The 16,622-nt window shown below is 73.4% G+C and carries 17 protein-coding genes; 7 read left to right on the forward strand and 10 right to left on the reverse strand.

Annotation, left to right across the window (positions count from 1 at the left end; genetic code table 11):
* Positions 1-30: 30 nt before the first annotated feature.
* Positions 31-999 carry a Gfo/Idh/MocA family protein gene (locus ACZ6O2_RS08530; RefSeq protein WP_350706914.1) on the reverse strand — a complete coding sequence of 323 codons (969 nt, stop codon included), beginning with the start codon at positions 997-999 and terminating at the stop codon, positions 31-33.
* 71 nt (positions 1,000-1,070) lie between these two features.
* Here ACZ6O2_RS08530 and ACZ6O2_RS08535 point away from each other — a divergent pair, with 71 nt between their 5' ends.
* Entirely contained in the window at positions 1,071-1,904 is an 834-nt protein-coding gene (locus ACZ6O2_RS08535; protein WP_350706916.1) for an NUDIX hydrolase, read from the forward strand.
* Positions 1,905-2,072: 168 nt separating this feature from the next.
* Here the strand turns inward: ACZ6O2_RS08535 and pstB are convergent, their stop codons facing one another.
* From pstB to ACZ6O2_RS08570, 7 genes are all read right to left on the reverse strand, one after another.
* Positions 2,073-2,849, reverse strand: a complete 777-nt coding sequence (gene pstB, locus ACZ6O2_RS08540) for a phosphate ABC transporter ATP-binding protein PstB (protein ID WP_350706918.1) — start codon at positions 2,847-2,849, stop codon at positions 2,073-2,075.
* 20 nt (positions 2,850-2,869) lie between these two features.
* A complete protein-coding gene (gene pstA / locus ACZ6O2_RS08545) occupies positions 2,870-3,958 on the reverse strand; it encodes a phosphate ABC transporter permease PstA (protein ID WP_466022443.1) in 1,089 nt (362 codons plus the stop codon).
* Positions 3,959-4,034: 76 nt separating this feature from the next.
* The gene (pstC, locus tag ACZ6O2_RS08550; protein WP_350706922.1) at positions 4,035-5,126 is read right to left on the reverse strand and encodes a phosphate ABC transporter permease subunit PstC; all 1,092 of its coding nucleotides are present in this window, start codon (positions 5,124-5,126) and stop codon (positions 4,035-4,037) included.
* Between the two features lie 54 nt (positions 5,127-5,180).
* Positions 5,181-6,287, reverse strand: coding sequence for a phosphate ABC transporter substrate-binding protein PstS (gene pstS, locus ACZ6O2_RS08555; protein ID WP_466022444.1), 1,107 nt, complete (start codon positions 6,285-6,287; stop codon positions 5,181-5,183).
* A 394-nt stretch (positions 6,288-6,681) separates the two neighbouring features.
* Positions 6,682-7,608, reverse strand: coding sequence for a mycothiol synthase (gene mshD, locus ACZ6O2_RS08560; protein ID WP_466022445.1), 927 nt, complete (start codon positions 7,606-7,608; stop codon positions 6,682-6,684).
* Positions 7,609-7,726: 118 nt separating this feature from the next.
* Complete coding sequence (locus ACZ6O2_RS08565; RefSeq protein WP_466022446.1) at positions 7,727-8,623, reverse strand: polysaccharide deacetylase family protein; 897 nt, start codon at positions 8,621-8,623, stop codon at positions 7,727-7,729.
* A gap of 102 nt (positions 8,624-8,725) precedes the next feature.
* Positions 8,726-9,445: a winged helix-turn-helix transcriptional regulator gene (locus ACZ6O2_RS08570; protein ID WP_357457563.1), complete on the reverse strand. Its 720-nt coding sequence runs from the start codon at positions 9,443-9,445 to the stop codon at positions 8,726-8,728.
* 244 nt (positions 9,446-9,689) lie between these two features.
* Between ACZ6O2_RS08570 and ACZ6O2_RS08575 the strand changes: the two genes are divergently transcribed.
* The 6 genes from ACZ6O2_RS08575 to ACZ6O2_RS08600 all read left to right on the forward strand — a co-directional run bounded on the left by ACZ6O2_RS08575 (position 9,690) and on the right by ACZ6O2_RS08600 (position 14,172).
* A complete protein-coding gene (locus ACZ6O2_RS08575) occupies positions 9,690-10,751 on the forward strand; it encodes a hypothetical protein (RefSeq protein ID WP_350706928.1) in 1,062 nt (353 codons plus the stop codon).
* 82 nt (positions 10,752-10,833) lie between these two features.
* Positions 10,834-11,622, forward strand: coding sequence for an LmeA family phospholipid-binding protein (locus tag ACZ6O2_RS08580; protein ID WP_466022447.1), 789 nt, complete (start codon positions 10,834-10,836; stop codon positions 11,620-11,622).
* A 136-nt stretch (positions 11,623-11,758) separates the two neighbouring features.
* Complete coding sequence (locus tag ACZ6O2_RS08585; protein ID WP_311202345.1) at positions 11,759-11,836, forward strand: Ms5788A family Cys-rich leader peptide; 78 nt, start codon at positions 11,759-11,761, stop codon at positions 11,834-11,836.
* Positions 11,837-12,045: 209 nt separating this feature from the next.
* On the forward strand, positions 12,046-12,894 hold the full coding sequence (locus tag ACZ6O2_RS08590; RefSeq protein ID WP_350706932.1) for a sulfurtransferase: 849 nt from the start codon (positions 12,046-12,048) through the stop codon (positions 12,892-12,894).
* 3 nt (positions 12,895-12,897) lie between these two features.
* Positions 12,898-13,221: a DUF1416 domain-containing protein gene (locus tag ACZ6O2_RS08595; RefSeq protein ID WP_350684595.1), complete on the forward strand. Its 324-nt coding sequence runs from the start codon at positions 12,898-12,900 to the stop codon at positions 13,219-13,221.
* A gap of 96 nt (positions 13,222-13,317) precedes the next feature.
* Positions 13,318-14,172, forward strand: coding sequence for a hypothetical protein (locus ACZ6O2_RS08600; RefSeq protein WP_466022448.1), 855 nt, complete (start codon positions 13,318-13,320; stop codon positions 14,170-14,172).
* A 9-nt stretch (positions 14,173-14,181) separates the two neighbouring features.
* On the opposite strand, the gene ACZ6O2_RS08605 is transcribed toward ACZ6O2_RS08600, so the two are convergent.
* The gene (locus tag ACZ6O2_RS08605; protein ID WP_466022449.1) at positions 14,182-16,239 is read right to left on the reverse strand and encodes an amylo-alpha-1,6-glucosidase; all 2,058 of its coding nucleotides are present in this window, start codon (positions 16,237-16,239) and stop codon (positions 14,182-14,184) included.
* Positions 16,236-16,616, reverse strand: a complete 381-nt coding sequence (locus ACZ6O2_RS08610) for an SCP2 sterol-binding domain-containing protein (protein ID WP_466022450.1) — start codon at positions 16,614-16,616, stop codon at positions 16,236-16,238. Before ACZ6O2_RS08610 ends, ACZ6O2_RS08605 begins: the two co-directional genes overlap by 4 nt.
* Between the last annotated feature and the right edge of the window lie 6 nt (positions 16,617-16,622).

Below are 16,622 nucleotides of genomic sequence, written 5' to 3' on the forward strand. Positions count from 1 at the left end.
CGGCGGGGGCCCTCCGCGCGTCCGGGGGCGTCAGGAGTAGTCGACGCCGATCCGGGCGCGGATCCCGTCGAGCAGGGCCATCACCTCCAGGGTGGCCGAGTGCGGGACCAGGGGGCTCTCCGGCAGGCCCTCGGCCAGGCAGCGCTGGACCTCGGCGGCCTCGTACTGGTAGCCGCCGCCGACCAGCTCGCCGGTGATCGTCTCCGGCTCGGCGCCGGCCCGGTGCAGGGTCACCGAACCCGGGCGGAAGAACGGCTCCGGCAGGTCGATCCGGCCGGTGGTGCCGGTGACCGAGGCGACCAGCGGGGTCGCCCCGACCATGCCGCAGCTCAGCGTGGCGACGGCGCCCGAGTCGTACCCGAGGACGACGCCGGTGTTCTCGTCGACCCCCTCGGGGCTCAGCTTCGCCCAGGCCCGGACGTGGTCGGGCACCCCGAGCAGCAGGTGGGCCAGGCTGACCGGGTAGACGCCGAGGTCGAGCAGGGCGCCGCCGCCGAGGGTGCGGGCGCGCATCCGGTGCTCGGGCGGGAACGGCCCGGCCACCCCGAAGTCGGCCCGCACGCCGGTCACCGTGCCGATCGCGCCGTCCGCCACCAACTCGCCGAGGCGGCGTACGAGCGGGTTGGTCCGCATCCACATCGCCTCCATCAGGAAGACCCCGGCCGCCCGCGCGGTCTCGACCAACTCGGCGCTGGTCGTCAGGTCGAGCGTGAACGGCTTCTCCAGCAGCACCGCCCGGCCGGCCGCGAGACAGGTCAGGGCCGCCTCGTGGTGCGCGGCGTGCGGGGTGGCGACGTAGACGACGTCCAGGTCGTCGTCCGCGGCGAGTTCCGCCCAGGAGGCGTACGCCCGAGGCACGCCGTGGCGGCGCGCGAACCGCTCCGCGCTCTCGGCGGTCCGCGAGCCGACCGCCGTCAGCTCGGCGCCCGGCACCAGCCGGAGGTCCTCGGCGAAGCGGGCGGCGATGTGGCCGGTGGCCAGGATGCCCCAACGAGTCATGGCGGCCACGCTAGTGCGGATCACCGGACCGCAGAGCGGGCGATCCACCGGTCGGGAACTAGGCTCGGCGCATGACGATCCACGCCGACGGCTTCCCCGCACCCCCGGCGCTGGTGGAGCACGCCCGCCGGTTCCGCGCCGAGGGTGGCGTCCCGGCGGCGCCCCGGGTCGCGGCCACCGTGCTGCTGCTGCGCCCGGCCGGCGACGACTTCGAGGTGTACCTGATCCGGCGGGTCGCCGCGATGGCCTTCGGCGGGATGTACGCCTTCCCCGGCGGTGGGGTCGACCCCTCGGACTCGCAGGCGCACCTGGACTGGGCCGGCCCGACGCCGGCCGGCTGGGCCGAGCGGCTGGGGCTGACCCCGGCGGCCGCCCAGGCGGTGGTCTGCGCCGCTGCCCGCGAGGTGTTCGAGGAGGCCGGGGTCCTGCTCGCCGGCCCCGACGCCGGGACCGTCGTGGGCGACGTGAGCGGCGACGACTGGGAGGCCGACCGGGTGGCGCTGGAGCAGCGCCGGGCCGGCTTCGCGGACCTGCTCGCCCGGCGCGGGCTCACCCTCCGGTCGGACCTGCTGCTGCCGTGGAGCCGGTGGATCACGCCGGAGTTCGAGCCGCGCCGCTTCGACACGTACTTCTTCGTGGCCCTCCTGCCCGAGGGGCAGCGGACCCGGGACGTCTCCGGCGAGGCCGACCACACCCTGTGGATCCGCCCGGCGGACGCCCTGGCCCGGGCGGAGGCGGGCGAGCTGACCATGCTGCCGCCGACCCTGGTGACCCTGGCCCAGGTGGCGGCCGGCGGCGACCTGGCCGGCGTCGCCGCGGCGGCGGCGACCCGGGACGCCGCCACCCCGGTCACCCCGCGCCTCGACCTGCCCGACGACGGCGAACCCCGCTTCGTGCTGGCCTGACCGCCGTACCCGCGCCGCCGTCTGCCGGCGCTGCCGTGCGCCCCGGTCGGGGACGGTCGGGGCGGGAGTCGGCCGACGGCCGACGCGGTCGGGAGCCGGGCCGCAGACGCCGACGGCGCCCCGCCCGGGACGGGGGACGGGACGCCGGTGGGCGGGGACGGGGCCGGCTCAGCCGAAGCGGCCGGTGATGTAGTCCTCGGTCTTCTTCACCCCGGGGTTGCTGAAGATCTTCTGCGTGTTGTCGTACTCGATCAGCCGGCCCGGGTCGCCGGTCTTCTCGATGGAGAAGAAGGCGGTCCGGTCCGAGACGCGGGCGGCCTGCTGCATGTTGTGCGTGACGATGATGATGGTGAACTTGTCCTTGAGCTGGAACATCAGGTCCTCGATGGCCAGCGTGGAGATCGGGTCGAGCGCCGAGCAGGGCTCGTCCATCAGCACCACCTGCGGCTCGACCGCGATGGTCCGGGCGATGCAGAGCCGCTGCTGCTGACCGCCGGAGAGGCCGGCGCCGGGCTTGCCGAGCCGGTCCTTCACCTCGTCCCAGAGGTTGGCCGAGCGGAGTGCCTTCTCGGCCGCCTCGTCCAGGATCGACTTCTTGCGGACCCCGTTGAGCCGCAGGCCGGCCACCACGTTCTCGAAGATGCTCATGGTGGGGAACGGGTTCGGCCGCTGGAAGACCATGCCGATCATGCGGCGGACGGCGGTGACGTCGACGTCCCGGTCGTAGATGTCCTGGTCGTCGATGGTGAGGCTGCCCTCGACCCGGGCGCCGGGAAGCACCTCGTGCATCCGGTTGATCGACCGGAGGAAGGTGGACTTGCCGCAGCCGGACGGGCCGATCAGGGCGGTCACCGTCTTCGGCTCGACGGTCAGGTTGATGTTCTCGATCGCCTTGAAGCCGCCGTAGTAGGCGGTCACGTTCGAGGCTTCGATGCGCTTGGCCATGGTGGTGGTACCTCCGGGGTTCATCGGCCGAGCCGGTTGCGGCGGGCCAGCAGCTTCGCCGCGACGGTCAGGATCAGCACGAGGGCGACCAGGGTGAGTGCCGCGGTCCACGCCCGCGCCGGCGCGTACCGGGACGCGTCGCCCGCCTGCTGGTAGACGAAGAGGGCCAGCGACGACTGGTTGTTCTCGAACGGGTTGAAGTTGATCGCCGCGCCGCCGCCGGCGACGAGCAGCACCGGGGCGGTCTCGCCGGCCGCGCGGGCGATGGCGAGCATGACGCCGGTGACGATGCCCGGCAGCGCGGTGGGCAGCACGACCCGCAGGATGGTCTTCCACTTCGGCACGCCGAGGGCGTACGCCCCCTCGCGCAGCGGCGCCGGGACGAGACGCAGCATCTCCTCGGTGGAGCGGACCACGGTGGGCAGCATCAGCACGCTCAGCGCGAGCGCGGCGGCGAAGCCGGAGAAGCTCGGCCGGCCGTCGTTGAACCACGGCGAGACGATCAGCACCCAGAACGCCAGCACGAACAGGCCGGCGACGATCGACGGGATGCCCGTCATGACGTCCACGAAGAACCGGATCGCGAAGGCGAACCGGCCCCGGCCGTACTCGACGACGTAGATGGCGCAGAGGATGCCGAGCGGGACGGTGATCAGGGCGGCGATGCCGACCTGCTGCAACGTGCCGACGATCGCGTGGTACGCCCCGCCGTTCGGGTCGCGGGCGCCGATGTTGTTCATCGAGGTGAGGAAGAAGTCGCCGTCCAGCCGCTCGGCGCCCTTGCTGACCAGCGTCCAGACCACCGAGGCCAGCGGCAGGACGGCCAGCACGAAGGCGGAGTGGATCAGCGCGCTCCAGGTGCGGTTGCGCGCCGACCGGCGCCCCTCGACCGCGTTCGCCGCCGCGAAGAGGCCGACCAGGTAGAGCACCGCGCCGAGCACCACGACCAGTACCGGGCCGCCGATGCCGGCGCCGTACACGACCGCGGCGGCGACCAGCAGCGCGGCCGCCGCGACGGCCGGCGCGGCGTACTTCGGCAGCCGCCGGGCCTTCAGGGTGGGCGGCTGGGCCGGTGGGCGGGTGCGGTGCGACGTGACTGTGGTGCTCATGCCGCCACTCCGCTTCGCTCCGTGGCGCCATGAGGCACCGATGCGCTGTGACGATGGTTCGCTCGCTGACGCTCGCTCATGCGGCCGACTCCGTGAACTCCCGGCGGCGGTGGATGATCGCCCGCGCCGTGATGTTGACGATCAGCGTGATGGCGAAGAGCACCAGACCGGAGGCGATCAGCGCGCCCCGACCCGTGTCGTTCGCCTCGCCGAACGTGTTGGCGATGTTGGCGGCGATGGTGTTGCCGCCGCTCTCGATGAGGTTGAACGAGATGTTGAAGGTGATGCCGAGGGTCATCGCCAGGGCGATGGTCTCGCCGAGCGCCCGGCCCAGCCCGAGCATCACCGCGGCGACGATGCCGGGGCGGCCGTACGGCAGCACCGCGGTGCGGATCATCTCCCAGCGGGTGGCGCCGAGGGCGAGGGCGGCCTCCTCGTTGGCGGTCGGGGTCTGCAGGAACACCTCGCGGGAGAGCGACGTGATGATCGGCAGCACCATGATCGCCAGGACCAGCGCGCCCAGCATGATGGACTTCCCGAACGGGCCGTCGCCGCCGAAGATCGGGATCCACCCGAAGTACGTGTTCAGCCAGGTGGAGAAGTCCCGGACCGGGTTGATGAAGACGTCCCGGCCCCAGAGACCGAAGACCACGCTCGGCACCGCGGCCAGCAGGTCGATCAGGAAGCCCAGCGTGGTGCCGAGCCGGCGCGGCGCGTAGTGGGACAGGTAGAGCGCGATCCCCAGGGCCACCGGCACCGCCATCAGCAGGGCCAGGGCGGAGCTGAGCACGGTGCCGAAGGCGAGCGCCCCGATGCCGAACTTCGGTTCCGCGTCGTTCGGGAACCAGCCCTCGAAGGTCCAGAAGCCCTCGGTGTTGGCCCGCAGCGCCGGCACGGCCTTGGCGATCAGGAAGACCGCGATCGCGGCGATGATGACCAGGACGGCGACGCCGGCGGCCAGGGTGAGGCCACGGAAGGCCCGCTCTGCGCCGAACGCCCGGGCCCGGGGCAGCGCGCCGCCGCCGCCCAGCCCGGCTCCGCCCGGGATGCGGGTGCTGACTGGTGGCTCGGCCAGACGCGCCGAGGCACCGGCGGGCCGCTCGTGACCTTCGGTCACGCGGGTCCCGCCGGTGCCGGCGTCGGCCGAGCGCTGAGGGGTTTCACCCATCTGCTCGCTCGCTTCGAGTTGAGGTGGTGGTGGTGATGGTGTCGGTGAGGCGGGTCAGGCGAGGTTCTTGACCGCGGCCTCGACCTTGGTGCGGACCGACTCGGGCAGCGGGGCGTAGCCCAGTTCGGTGAGGTCGGCCTGGCCGGCGGTGCTGGCGGCGTGGCCGAGGAAGCCCTTGACCAGCGGCAGCTTGTCGGCGGGCAGGCCCTTCGAGCAGACGATCTCGTAGGTCACCAGGACGATCGGGTAGGCCCCGGCCTCCTTGGTGTTGTAGTCGATCTTCATCTTGAGGTCGTCGCCCTGGCCGACCACCTCGGCGCCGGCGATGGTCTTACCGGCCGACTCGGCGGTCAGCTCGGCGAACTCGCCGGCACCGTTGCCGATCTTGGCGGTCTTCAGGCCACCGTTCTCGGCGTACGACCACTCGACGTAGCCGATGGTGCCGTCCTGGTTCTTGATGGCGCTGGCCATGCCGTCCGACTTGGCCGCACCGGTGCCGCCCGGGGCCTTCCACTCCTTGGCCTTGCCGAAGGTCCAGTCGGACGCGGCGGTCTTGGAGAGGAAGTCGGTGAAGTTGTCGGTGGTGCCGGAGGAGTCCGAGCGGTGCACCGCGTTGATGGCGGTCGACGGCAGCGTGGTGCCCGGGTTGTCGGCCTTGATGGCCGGGTCGTCCCACTTGGTCACCTTGCCGGCGAAGATCTTCGCCAGGGTGGCCGGCTTGAGCTGGAGGTTGTCCACACCGTTGACGTTGTAGGCGATGGCGACCGGGCCGATGACCATCGGCAGGTTGATCGCGGCGCCGCCGACGCACTTCGCGTTGGCCTGCGGCTGCTCCTCCTCCTTAAGGGCGGAGTCCGAGCCGGCGAAGTCGGCGGTGCCGGCGATGAAGGCCTGGATGCCGGCGCCCGAGCCGGACGGCTCGTAGTTGATCTTCGCACCGGAGCACTTCTGCTGGTACGCCTTGATCCACTCGTCCATGGCGTTCTTCTGCGCCGACGAGCCCTGGGCGTTCAGCGTGCCGGTGGCGCAGTCGGCGGCGGCGGCCGACCCGGAGGCGGAGGCGCTGCTCGCGGGCTCGTTGTTGTCCGAGCCGCATGCGCTGAGAGCGAGCGTCGCGGTAAGAGCGAGGCAGGCGAGAGTGCCGTGCCGCTGGAGCTTCACCTGAGGGGTTTCCCTTCACGTCTGACTTCGCACCCGGATTGGGGGCCCGGGGTGCCGGCGCTGACCGGCTGGTCCAAAAGTTAGGAGTGCCAGGTAGCCGGTTCGCCGGTCGCACATGAACGCGAGGTGAACAGGTGCGGCAGTGCAGGTGACCGCTCGCTGAGGGTGAGTTGTCCGTTAAGTGAACTCGGATGCCCCTGTCGGAAGTATGGGCATTTTTCCGGTAGGCCGTTATCTGGCCGACGCGCTGCCGTTATCCGCCGGTGACCCGCCGGCCCGGCCGTGTCGGCCCGGCCGCCGGGTGTGCCGGCGCGGGCGTGCCGGCCCGGGCGTGCCGGCCCGGCCGGGTCGGCCCGGGGCCGTCGCCGGGGCGGCGGCCCCGGGCCGGTGTCGGTCAGGCCGACTGGTAGTTCACGTGCGCGGACCAGCGGGCGAAGCCGAGCCGCTCGTAGAGGGCCACCGCCGCGGTGTTCGACTCGTCGACGTAGAGCATGACCCGGTCCAGGCCCCGTCGGTCCCGCAGGTACGCCAGGCCGGCCGCCGTCAGCGCCCGACCCAGTCCGCCCCGGTGCGTCGCCGGGTCCACCCCGAGGACGTAGACCTCGCCGATCCGGGCCGAGCCGGGGCGCTCGTGGACCTTCGTCCAGTGGAAGCCGACCAGCCGGCCGGTGGCCTCCTCGACGGCGAGCAGGAAGCCGTCCGGGTCGAACCACGGCTCGGCGAGGCGCACCCGCAGGTCGGCGGGGGACCAGCGGCCCTGTTCGGGGTGCTCGGCGAAGGCCCGCGCGTTGAGGGCGAGCCAGGCGGCGTCGTCGTCGCCCGGCCGGAACGCGCGCAGCGTCACCCCGTCCGGCAGTCGGGGCTCGGGGATCGGCGCGGTCAGCGGCCGGCGCAGTTGCCAGAGCACCCGTGCCCGGCGCAGGCCCAGGTCGACGGCGAGCGCGGCGGCGGACGGGTGGTCGCCGTGCGCCCAGACCCGCAGCGGACCGCCGGCCGCCGCCAGCACGCCCCGGGCCAGCGCCCGTCCCGTCCCGCGCCGCCGGTACGCCGGGTGCACCGCCAACTCCACGCCGGTCCCGGCCTCGCCGTCGGTGGTGTCCAGGTGGGCGTACCCGGTCAGCGTCCCGTCGGCGGCCTGGGCGGTCAGGTGCACCGCGGCGGCGTCCGGGTCCCGCAGCCGGAGCAGGACGTGCTCGTCGAACGGGTCCGCCCCGTCGGCGTCGCCGGCGGCCCCCGCGAGGGCCAGCACGTCGGCGATCTGCGCGGGGCTGAGGCGGTCGGTCCGGGTCACCTGCTGGCTGGTCGGTGCGGCGCTGCTCATGTCGTCACCGTAGTCCGGTCGGCCGCCGGTCCCGCCGTCCTTCAGTCGGCCCGCCGGGCGGTGTAGCAGGGGTCACGTCGGCGGGCCGGGCGGGCGACCACGGGCGGTTCGCCGCGCCTCACGTCGCGCCGTTGGGCAGCGCCGCCAGCTTGAACCGGCTGGTCAGGGCCGGCAGGATCTCGTACAGCGCGTCCACTGTGCCCTGCCGGTCGCCGCCGGCGTCGTGCAGCAGCACGACCGAGCCGGGTTCGACGTTGGTGAGGACCATCCCGGCGATCCGGCTGGCCCCCGGCGTCTCCCAGTCCGCCGGGTCGACTGTCCAGTGCAGCGAGGTCATCCCGAGTTCCCGGGCCACGGACACCACCGAGTCGGTCCAGGCGCCGCCGGGTTGGCGGTAGTACGCGATCGGGGCGTTGGGCACCGCCGCCCGGATCGCCTCGCTGGTGCGCAGCAGGTCCGCCCGGATGGTCTCCGGCGACTGCTGGCCGAGGGTGACGTCGTGGTTCCAACTGTGGTTGCACAGGGTGTGCCCGTCGGCCACTATCGCCCGGATCAGGTCGGGGTGGCTCTGCGCGTTCTCGCCCACCACGCAGAAGGTGGCCCGGACGTGGTGCTCGCGGAGCAGGGCGAGCACCTGCGGGGTGTACTGCGGGTCCGGCCCGTCGTCGAAGGTCAGCGCGACCTGCGACGTGCCGCTGGTGGTCTGCGTTCCGTACGGCCCGTCGGTCGCGGTCGGGGTGCCGCTCGGGTCGGCCACCGCGGGCCCGGTGCTCCGGTCGTCGCCGGGCGTGGGCCGGTCGGGGTCGTCCGTCGGCGCCTGGTCGGCGTAGTGCTGGCCGGTGCTGGTCACGTCGGAGGCGGGCCGGTCGGGGATCAGGCTGCGGCCGAGCGCGTACGCCGTGCCGAGCAGGGCGATCACGATCAGCGCGACGATGCCGACGGCGCGCGCGGTGGAGGGGTCCCGGATCGTCGTGCCCGTCCGTGCCGAACCGTCGCCCCCGTGGTCGATGTGCACGCCGCCGCCCCCCTTTGTCAGCAAACCTGAGGGCCAGATTAGAACCGACAAGTCGGGCCAAAAGGGGCGTATGCGAAAGAGTCCCGGAAAGGGGGATCAGGGTCAGACGGGCAGCGGGGAGTGCTCCGACTCCGGCAGCGACCGGGACGGCGGCACGACGAACTTGTAGCCCACCTGCCGCACCGTGCCGATCATCGACTCGTACTCGGAGCCGAGCTTCGCCCGCAGCCGCCGGACGTGCACGTCGACCGTGCGGGTGCCGCCGAAGTAGTCGTAGCCCCAGACCTCCCGCAGGAGCTGGTCCCGGGTGAACACCCGGCCGGGGTGCTGCGCCAGGAACTTCAGCAGCTCGAACTCCTTGTAGGTCAGGTCGAGCGGCCGGCCCTTCAGCTTCGCGGCGTACGTGTCCGGGTCGATGGTGAGCTCGCCGGCGCGGATCGAGCCGCCGGCGCCGGACGTCGCGTTGCTCAGCCGGCCGACCGCCAGCCGCAGCCGGGCCTCCACCTCGGCCGGGCCCGCCGAGGCGAGGATGACGTCGTCGACGCCCCAGTCCGCGTTGAGCGCGATCAGCCCGGCCTCGGTGACCACCGCGACCAGCGGCACGCCGAGCCCGGTGGCGTGCAGCATCCGGCAGGTGGCCCGGGCCTCGCTCAGCTCGGAGCGGGCGTCGACCAGCACCGCGTCCGGGCTGGGGCCGGCCACCAGGGTGCGGACGTCGCGCGGCGCGGTGCGGACCGAGTGCGGCAGCAAATCGAGTGCCGGCAGCACGGCGGATGCTTCGCCGGCGCGTGCGGTCACCAGCAGCAGGATCTCCACGATCACCTCCGTCCCGGCGGCCGTCGGCCGCGCGCGACCAGCGCTTTCCGCAGGGGGTGTGGCGCTGATGAACTTGCGTGGGTCCCGGCGTCGCTGACGGGCGGGTAGCGGCTTGAGCGTAACTGATGGCCCCGGCGTCACCTCCGCGTCCTTTCCCGTTTGCCCGGCTTGCCCATGATCGCGCCTCAGGTTTTAACGTTGCCGAAACCGTGACCTCCGCGCCGGCCGGCCGGTCTGGCACGATCGGGGCGTGTTTCCCTCCAGCTCGCCCGAGACCGGCCGCGACCCGTGGTCCGACGGGCCCCGCCCGGGGCCGTCGGGCCCGTCCCGTGGCCAGCCGCCGGCGCCGCGCACCGGGCCGGCCCCAGACGACGACGGCGCCCGCCGCGAGCGCGGCGGACCGCGTCGCGCCCGTCGCGGTGGCGAGCCGCCGCGCCGGCCCGACGACGAGGCGGACGCCGAGCCGGACGAGGAGGTGATCGAGCCGGTCGAGGTGCGCCGCCCGCTCGCGCTGGCCGTCGCCGGGTTCGCGGTCCTGCTCGGCATCGGCCTGGTGCTCGGGGCGCAGACCTCCGGCCCGGGTCACCGGCTGCCGTTCGCGGGCATCGTCCTCGGCGTGCAACTGCTCTTCGTGCTGGCCTGGACGATGGCCATGCGGCCGCCGGCGCTGCTGCTGGTCGCCCTGGTCAGCGTGGCCGCCGCGGTCGCGGCCGACGCCGCCGCCGTGCAGACGGACGTCGCCGGGCTGGCGCCGCTGGGCTACGTCGCGGCGGGCGCCTTCCTCCTCGGGGTGCTCGGCCAGCTCGTCCGGCGGGTCGACCGCGTGCGGGTGACCGACTCCCTGGGCGGCACCCTGCTGATCGTGGTGGGCGTCGTCGCCTTCGCCACCCTGATCACGCTCAGCCGGATCCCGGCCGGCACCCAGGCCATCACCGTCTGCCTCACCGCCAGCGGGGTCGCGCTCACCGTCGCCCGGCTCACCGACGCGGTGGCGCCCTGGCCGCGGCTGGCGCCGCAGGTGCCCCGGGGCGCGGCCGGCGTGGTCGGCGGCGCCATGGTCGGCACGCTGGTCAGCGCCGCCCTCGGCAGTTACCTGGTGGCACCCTTCACCCCGACCAGGGCCGCGATCATCGGGCTGGTCGCGGCCGTCGCCGCCGTGCTGGCCGACCTCGCCGTGGGGTACGCGGAGGCGGGCCGGCTGATGGCGGGGGAGCCGCCGACCATGTGGGTGGCCCGGCACATGCAGGGGCCGCTCGGCGGCTTCGCCCTCGCCGCGCCGGCCGCGTACGCCATGTGCAAGCTGGTCCTCTGACGCGCGGTTGAGGATTTCCCCGTCCGGGTAACCACCGAAAGGCCGCTTCGCGGCACCCCGGGCACTCACGACAGGAGGCGGCGTGGCGCAGGATCACACGTACGAGGAGCGGCCCCGTCGACGCGGGCGCAAGGTGCTCGTCACCCTCGTCGTCCTGCTCCTGGTCCTCGGCGGCCTGCTCGTCGTGGCCGACCGGGTCGCGGCCGGGGTGGCCGAGCGCGCCATCGCCGACCAGGTCCGGCAGGAGGTCGCCAAGCAGGGGGCGCAGTCCTCGGCGCCGGAGGTCGAGGTCGGCGGCTTCCCGTTCCTCACCCAGGTGCTCGACGGCCGGTACGAGCGCATCTCCATCGGGCTGCGCGACGTGCAGGGCTCGGTGCAGGGTGACGTGGTCGCGCTGCCGAAGCTCGACGTGGACGCCCGCAACGTCCGCGCGTCGCTGGACACGATCCGCTCCGGGCAGGGTGACGTGGTCGCCGAGACGGTCGACGGCACCGGCACCATCAGCTACGACAGCCTCGCCAAGCTGCTCGACCGGCCCGGGTTGACCCTCGGCGAGCAGGGCGGCCGGCTCGCCGTCACCGCCCCGGTCGACATCCTCGGCCAGCGGCTCACCGTGACCGGCACCGCCGACATCACCGTCGGCAAGGCGGGGCAGGTGGCGCTGCGCTTCAACGACCTGAACGCCGAGGGGCTGCCGAACGTGCCGCTGGCCCGGACGATGCTCAACAACTACGCCAGGAGCATCTCGGTCGACGTGCCCCTGCCCGAGCTGCCGTTCCAGCTCGCCGTCCGGGAGGTCCGGCCGCTGCCCGAGGGGCTGGCGGTGACCGCGGACGCGAAGAACGTGCCGATCAACTCCGCCGTCGGCTGAGCCGCCGGCGGTCCGCCGGTCGGCGCGAGCGCGGAGGCGACGCGACCGGGGGTGACGGGCCGGTGGCGCGGCGGCGCGTCCCGGATGCTGGTCGGGCCGGTGGCGTCATCGGGCGTGGCTGGTAGGCTCCCTGCTCATGGGGACGCTCCTCACCAAACGGCGCGCGGTCGACCTGTGCCGCGTGGCCACCTGTCTGTGTCGCCCCGTCATCTGACGGCGGGGCTGTCCTCGGCTGCCTGACGCAGCCAGTGGCACTCAGGGTCCGCGTACCCCCGGTGCTCTCCCACCGAACGCCCGGCAGCGGCGCCGTCGCACGAACCCGTGATCCGTTTCCTCGCTATGGGTCCCGCGCGTGGTGCGACAGTTATGTTCATCGATCTCCGCGCGCTGGCTCACCATCCATCCTCACCAGGGAGTGATCTGATGAGTCGCGACACCGCACTCGTCTCGGCCGAGTGGGCCGAGAAGAACATCGACGCCCCGGGCGTCGTCTTCGTCGAGGTCGACGAGGACACCTCGGCCTACGACACCGGCCACATCGCCGGCGCGATCAAGCTGGACTGGAAGACCGACCTGCAGGACCAGGTGCGCCGGGACTTCGTCAACAAGAGCCAGTTCGAGGCCCTGCTCTCCGAGCGCGGCATCGGCAACGACGACACCGTCATCCTCTACGGCGGCAACAACAACTGGTTCGCCGCGTACGCCTACTGGTACTTCAAGCTCTACGGCCACCGCGACGTGAAGCTGCTCGACGGCGGTCGCAAGAAGTGGGAGCTGGACGCCCGCCCGCTGGTGACCGACGCGGTGACCCGCCCGGCGACGCAGTACGTGGCGCAGGAGCCGGACACCTCCATCCGGGCCTTCCGCGACGAGGTCGTGGCCGCGATCGGCACCAAGAACCTGGTCGACGTGCGCAGCCCCGACGAGTTCGCGGGCCGGCTGCTCGCCCCCGCCCACCTGCCGCAGGAGCAGGCGCAGCGGGCCGGGCACATCCCCACCGCGATCAGCGTGCCGTGGTCGAAGGCGGCCAACGAGGACGGCACCTTCAAGTCCGACGACGAGCTGCGCAGGATCTACGCCGCCGCCGGGCTGGACGACAGCAGGGAGACCATCGCGTACTGCCGGATCGGCGAGCGCTCCTCGCACAGCTGGTTCGTGCTCCAGGAGCTGCTCGGGCACCGCAACGTGAAGAACTACGACGGATCCTGGACCGAGTACGGCTCGCTGGTCGGCGTGCCGGTCGCGCTCGGCGACGAGCCCGGGGAGGCCTGAGCCATGACCGCACCCACCGCTGCCGGCTGCGCCGCTCCCGACCAGGCCGCCCCGCTGCCCGCGAGCCTCGACCTGGAGAAGGAGACCGTGATCACCGGCGTCGTCCGGTCCGACGCGGGCGAGGCCGTGCCGGGCGCGTACGTCCGGCTGCTCGACTCGACCGGTGAGTTCACCGCCGAGGTGGTGACGTCGCCGGCCGGCCAGTTCCGGTTCTTCGCCGCGCCGGGCACCTGGACCCTGCGGGCGCTCTCCCGGCACGGCAACGGCGACACCGCCGTGACCGCCGGCCGGGGCATCAACGAGGTCGCCGTCACCGTCGCCTCCTGACCCACGCTCTGATCGGCCCGTGGCCCGCCCCCCTCGCCGAGGGGGCGGGCCACGACCGTCTCCGGGCGCGTTCCACCGGCGTGACACGATGGCGTCGTGAACGGTGTCGTAGCGACGGGGCAGGCCCCGCCCACCGGTCCCGACCGGCCGGCGTCCCGGCGGTGGCTGCCCTGGCTGCTCGCCGCCACCGTGGCCTGGGCGGTGCTGCTGACGGTGCTCACCTGGACGTCGGTGCGGGACGACCCGCCGACCGTCCGGGAGCAGCGCAGTCTGGCCGAGGCCGGCCCGGTCGTCGACCGCGCGGTCGGCGAGTTGGTCGCGGCGGCCGGCGACACCGCCGTGCTGACCCCGCCCGAGATCGAGCGGGGCTGCCGGGTCACCCCGTTCGCCGACGGCGCCGTCCTGACCCGTGGGGTGGACGTGTTCGTCCCCGCCGGCCAGGAGCGGGCACTGCTGGAGCGGGTCGCGGAGCGGCTCCCGGGGCACTGGCGGGCCGGGGTCCGGGTGACCTCGGATGTCGGCCCGCGGCTGCGCGCCGACGCGGGCGAGTTCGTCACCGTCGAGGGCACGGTCGCCGGGGACGGCCGGGTCCGGCTGGCGGCCGACACGGGCTGCCGGCCGGTCGGCGACGGCTACGCCGCGCCGGCGACCGGCGCCACCGGCGCGGAGACCGAGGCCCTGGCGGCGGCGCTGCGGGCCCTCGGCGGCCCGGCCGGAGCGGCCCCCGAGGTGGTCGTCGCGCCCTGCCCCGCCGGCGGCGCCGCCCGCACCGCCCGCGCCGAGGTCGTCCCGGCCCCGCCGTCCCCGGCCGCCGCGCTCGCCTCCGTCGCCCGTGTCCCGCTGCTGAACACCTCCCAGGCGTACGCCTACCGGAGCGGCGGCGTCATGGTCGTCGCCGGTCTCTCGGGCGACCGGGTCGCCCTCTCCGCCACCACCGGTTGTCCGGCCTGAGGCCGACGGTCAGTGGCCGGGGGCGTGGTCGTGCGGGGAGCGGCTGCGCCCGAGCGCGTCGACGTGACCCCAGCGGCCGGGGATGTCGAGCAGCTCGACCCGCCCCATCCCCTCGGGCACGGCGGGATCGATGATCAGGTGCTCGCCCTGCGGCTCCAGCCCCAGCATCACCCGTAGCAGCAGCAGCGGGGTACCCGCCGACCAGGCCTGCGGGCTGCACGCGGTCGGGTACTCCACCGGGTACTCGGTGAGGCTCCGCTCGTAGCCGGCGAAGGCCTCCGGCAGCCGCCCCCCGAAGAACCGGGACGCGGCAAGCATCGCCTCGCAGATCTGGCTGGCCTCCCGGCGGAACCCGTACCGCCACAGGCCCCAGGCGATGATCGAGTTGTCGAACGGCCACACCGTCCCCACGTGGTAGCCGACGGGGTTGTACCGCCCCTGGTCGTCGGCGAGGGTCCGGACGCCCCAGCCGGAGAAGAGCCGCGGGCCCAGCAGGTGCTCGGCGACCCGGCCGGCCCGCGACTCGTCCACGATGCCGCTCCACAGCAGGTGCCCCATGTTGGAGCTGAGCGCGTCCACGTGCCGGCCGTCGGCGTCGAGGGCGAGCGCGTAGAACTCCCGCTCCGGGATCCAGAAGTCCCGGTTGAACCGCATCTTCAGCTCGGCCGCCTCCCGCTCCAGCCGGTCGGCGTACGCGGGGTCGCCCCAGAACGTCCGGGCCAGCCGCGCGCCGCGGATCTTCGCGTCGTACGCGTACCCCTGGAGTTCGCAGGTGGCGCGGGGGAAGCCGGGCAGCCGGCCGTCGTGGTAGGAGATCGAGTCCCAGGAGTCCTTCCAGCACTGGTTCTGCAGCCCCGTCTGCGGGTTGCGCGTCTGGTACCACAGGTATCCGGTCCCGAGCAGGTCGCCGTACGTGTCGATCCAGGCGAGCGCGGCGCGGGTCTGGGCCTCCAGCTGCCGCACCAGCCCGGCGTCACCGGTCCACCGCTCGTACTCGTCGAGCAGGATGACGAACAGCGGCGTGGAGTCCGCCGACCCGTAGTACGGCGAGTGGGGCTGCTCCTCGAAGCCCGCCGTCTCGCCGTAGCGCAGCTCGTGCAGGACCTTGCCCGGCTCCTCGTCCCGGAAGTCGTCGATCCGGTGACCCTGGAGGCCGGCCAGCATCAAGATGGTCGCCGGGATCAGCTCCGGCAGGAAGGGCACCACCTGGAGCGAGGTGATGATGCTGTCCCGACCGAACAGGGTCATGAACCACGGGAGCCCGGCGGCCATCAGCCGCACGCCGAGGGTGATCGACTCGTAGCGCAGCGCCGCCAGGTCGGCCACGCTCTGCCGGTACGCCCCGGCCAGCGGCTGGCAGTCGCAGCCGAGCTTCGGCGCCCGGGCGATCAGCTCGTCGTGCTCGGCCCGGATCGCATCCGAGGTGCGACTGCCGCCGTACAGCGGCAGGTTGGCCCGGATGTCCTCGCCGCGCGCCCCGTAGATGACGGTGGCCACCTTCAGCCGGGTGCGCCACTCGCCGTGCGGGCCGAGGCGGATCCGGAAGGTCATACCGGACACCTCGACGTGCGCGGGCGCGCTGGAGCTGATCACCGTCTCGCGGTGGAAGTTCTCCCGGCGGTAGGTGAGGCGCAGCTCGCCGTCGCCGACGGTGGCGGTGCTGTGACCGTGCTTCTGCCGGACGTGCTTGATCTCGAACAGGTCCGCGAAGTCGGCGCCCATGTCCAACCGGACGGTGAACTCCGTCTCCGTCCCGGCGTGGTTGAGCAGCGTCAGTTCCTCCTCGAAGCTGGCGCCGATGGACCGGCGCCGGATCACCGACACCTTCGCGTCCAGGTAGTGGGTCGGCTCGCCCGGGACGAGGAAGAAGCGGGTGCGGAAGGAATCCGCGTCGTCGACGCTGAGCGCGTGCAGCCGCTCGCCGTCGAGGGTCAGCACCCAGGTGGAGAGGAACCGGGTGTCGAAGGAGAAGAGCCCCGTCGGGAAGTCGAGGGACGGCTCGATGTCGCCGTGCCGGTCGCTGACCAGGAAGGTGTTGCCGTCCAGGATGCTGACCGACTCCCTCACCGCAGCCGTCCGGCCTGCTCGCGGGCGACCTCGCGGGGATCCCGGGTGCCGGGCGGGTCGGGGAAGAACCGGCGGAACGCCAGGAAGAGCACGACGTCGCCGCTGAAGCTGCTCTCGTTGCGCAGCACGCTCGAGATCGCCTGGGCCCGGCCGGTGACGAGCCGGTCGAACAATTCCTCGCTCGTGTACCAGATCGCGTCGGCCGGCCCCCGGTTGCGGCTGACGTCGATCGCGCCCGGCTGAAGCCGGACCAGCCAGTGCGCCGTCTGGTTGCCCCGGGCGAGGTCGATCTGCATCGTCCCGCTGACCGGACTGCGCAGCACCTGCGGGGCGCGCGCCGGCAGTGATTCGAAGAACCGCTCCGTCGCCTCGGTCACATTCCG

This window comes from Micromonospora sp. NPDC048040 (assembly GCF_055587185.1).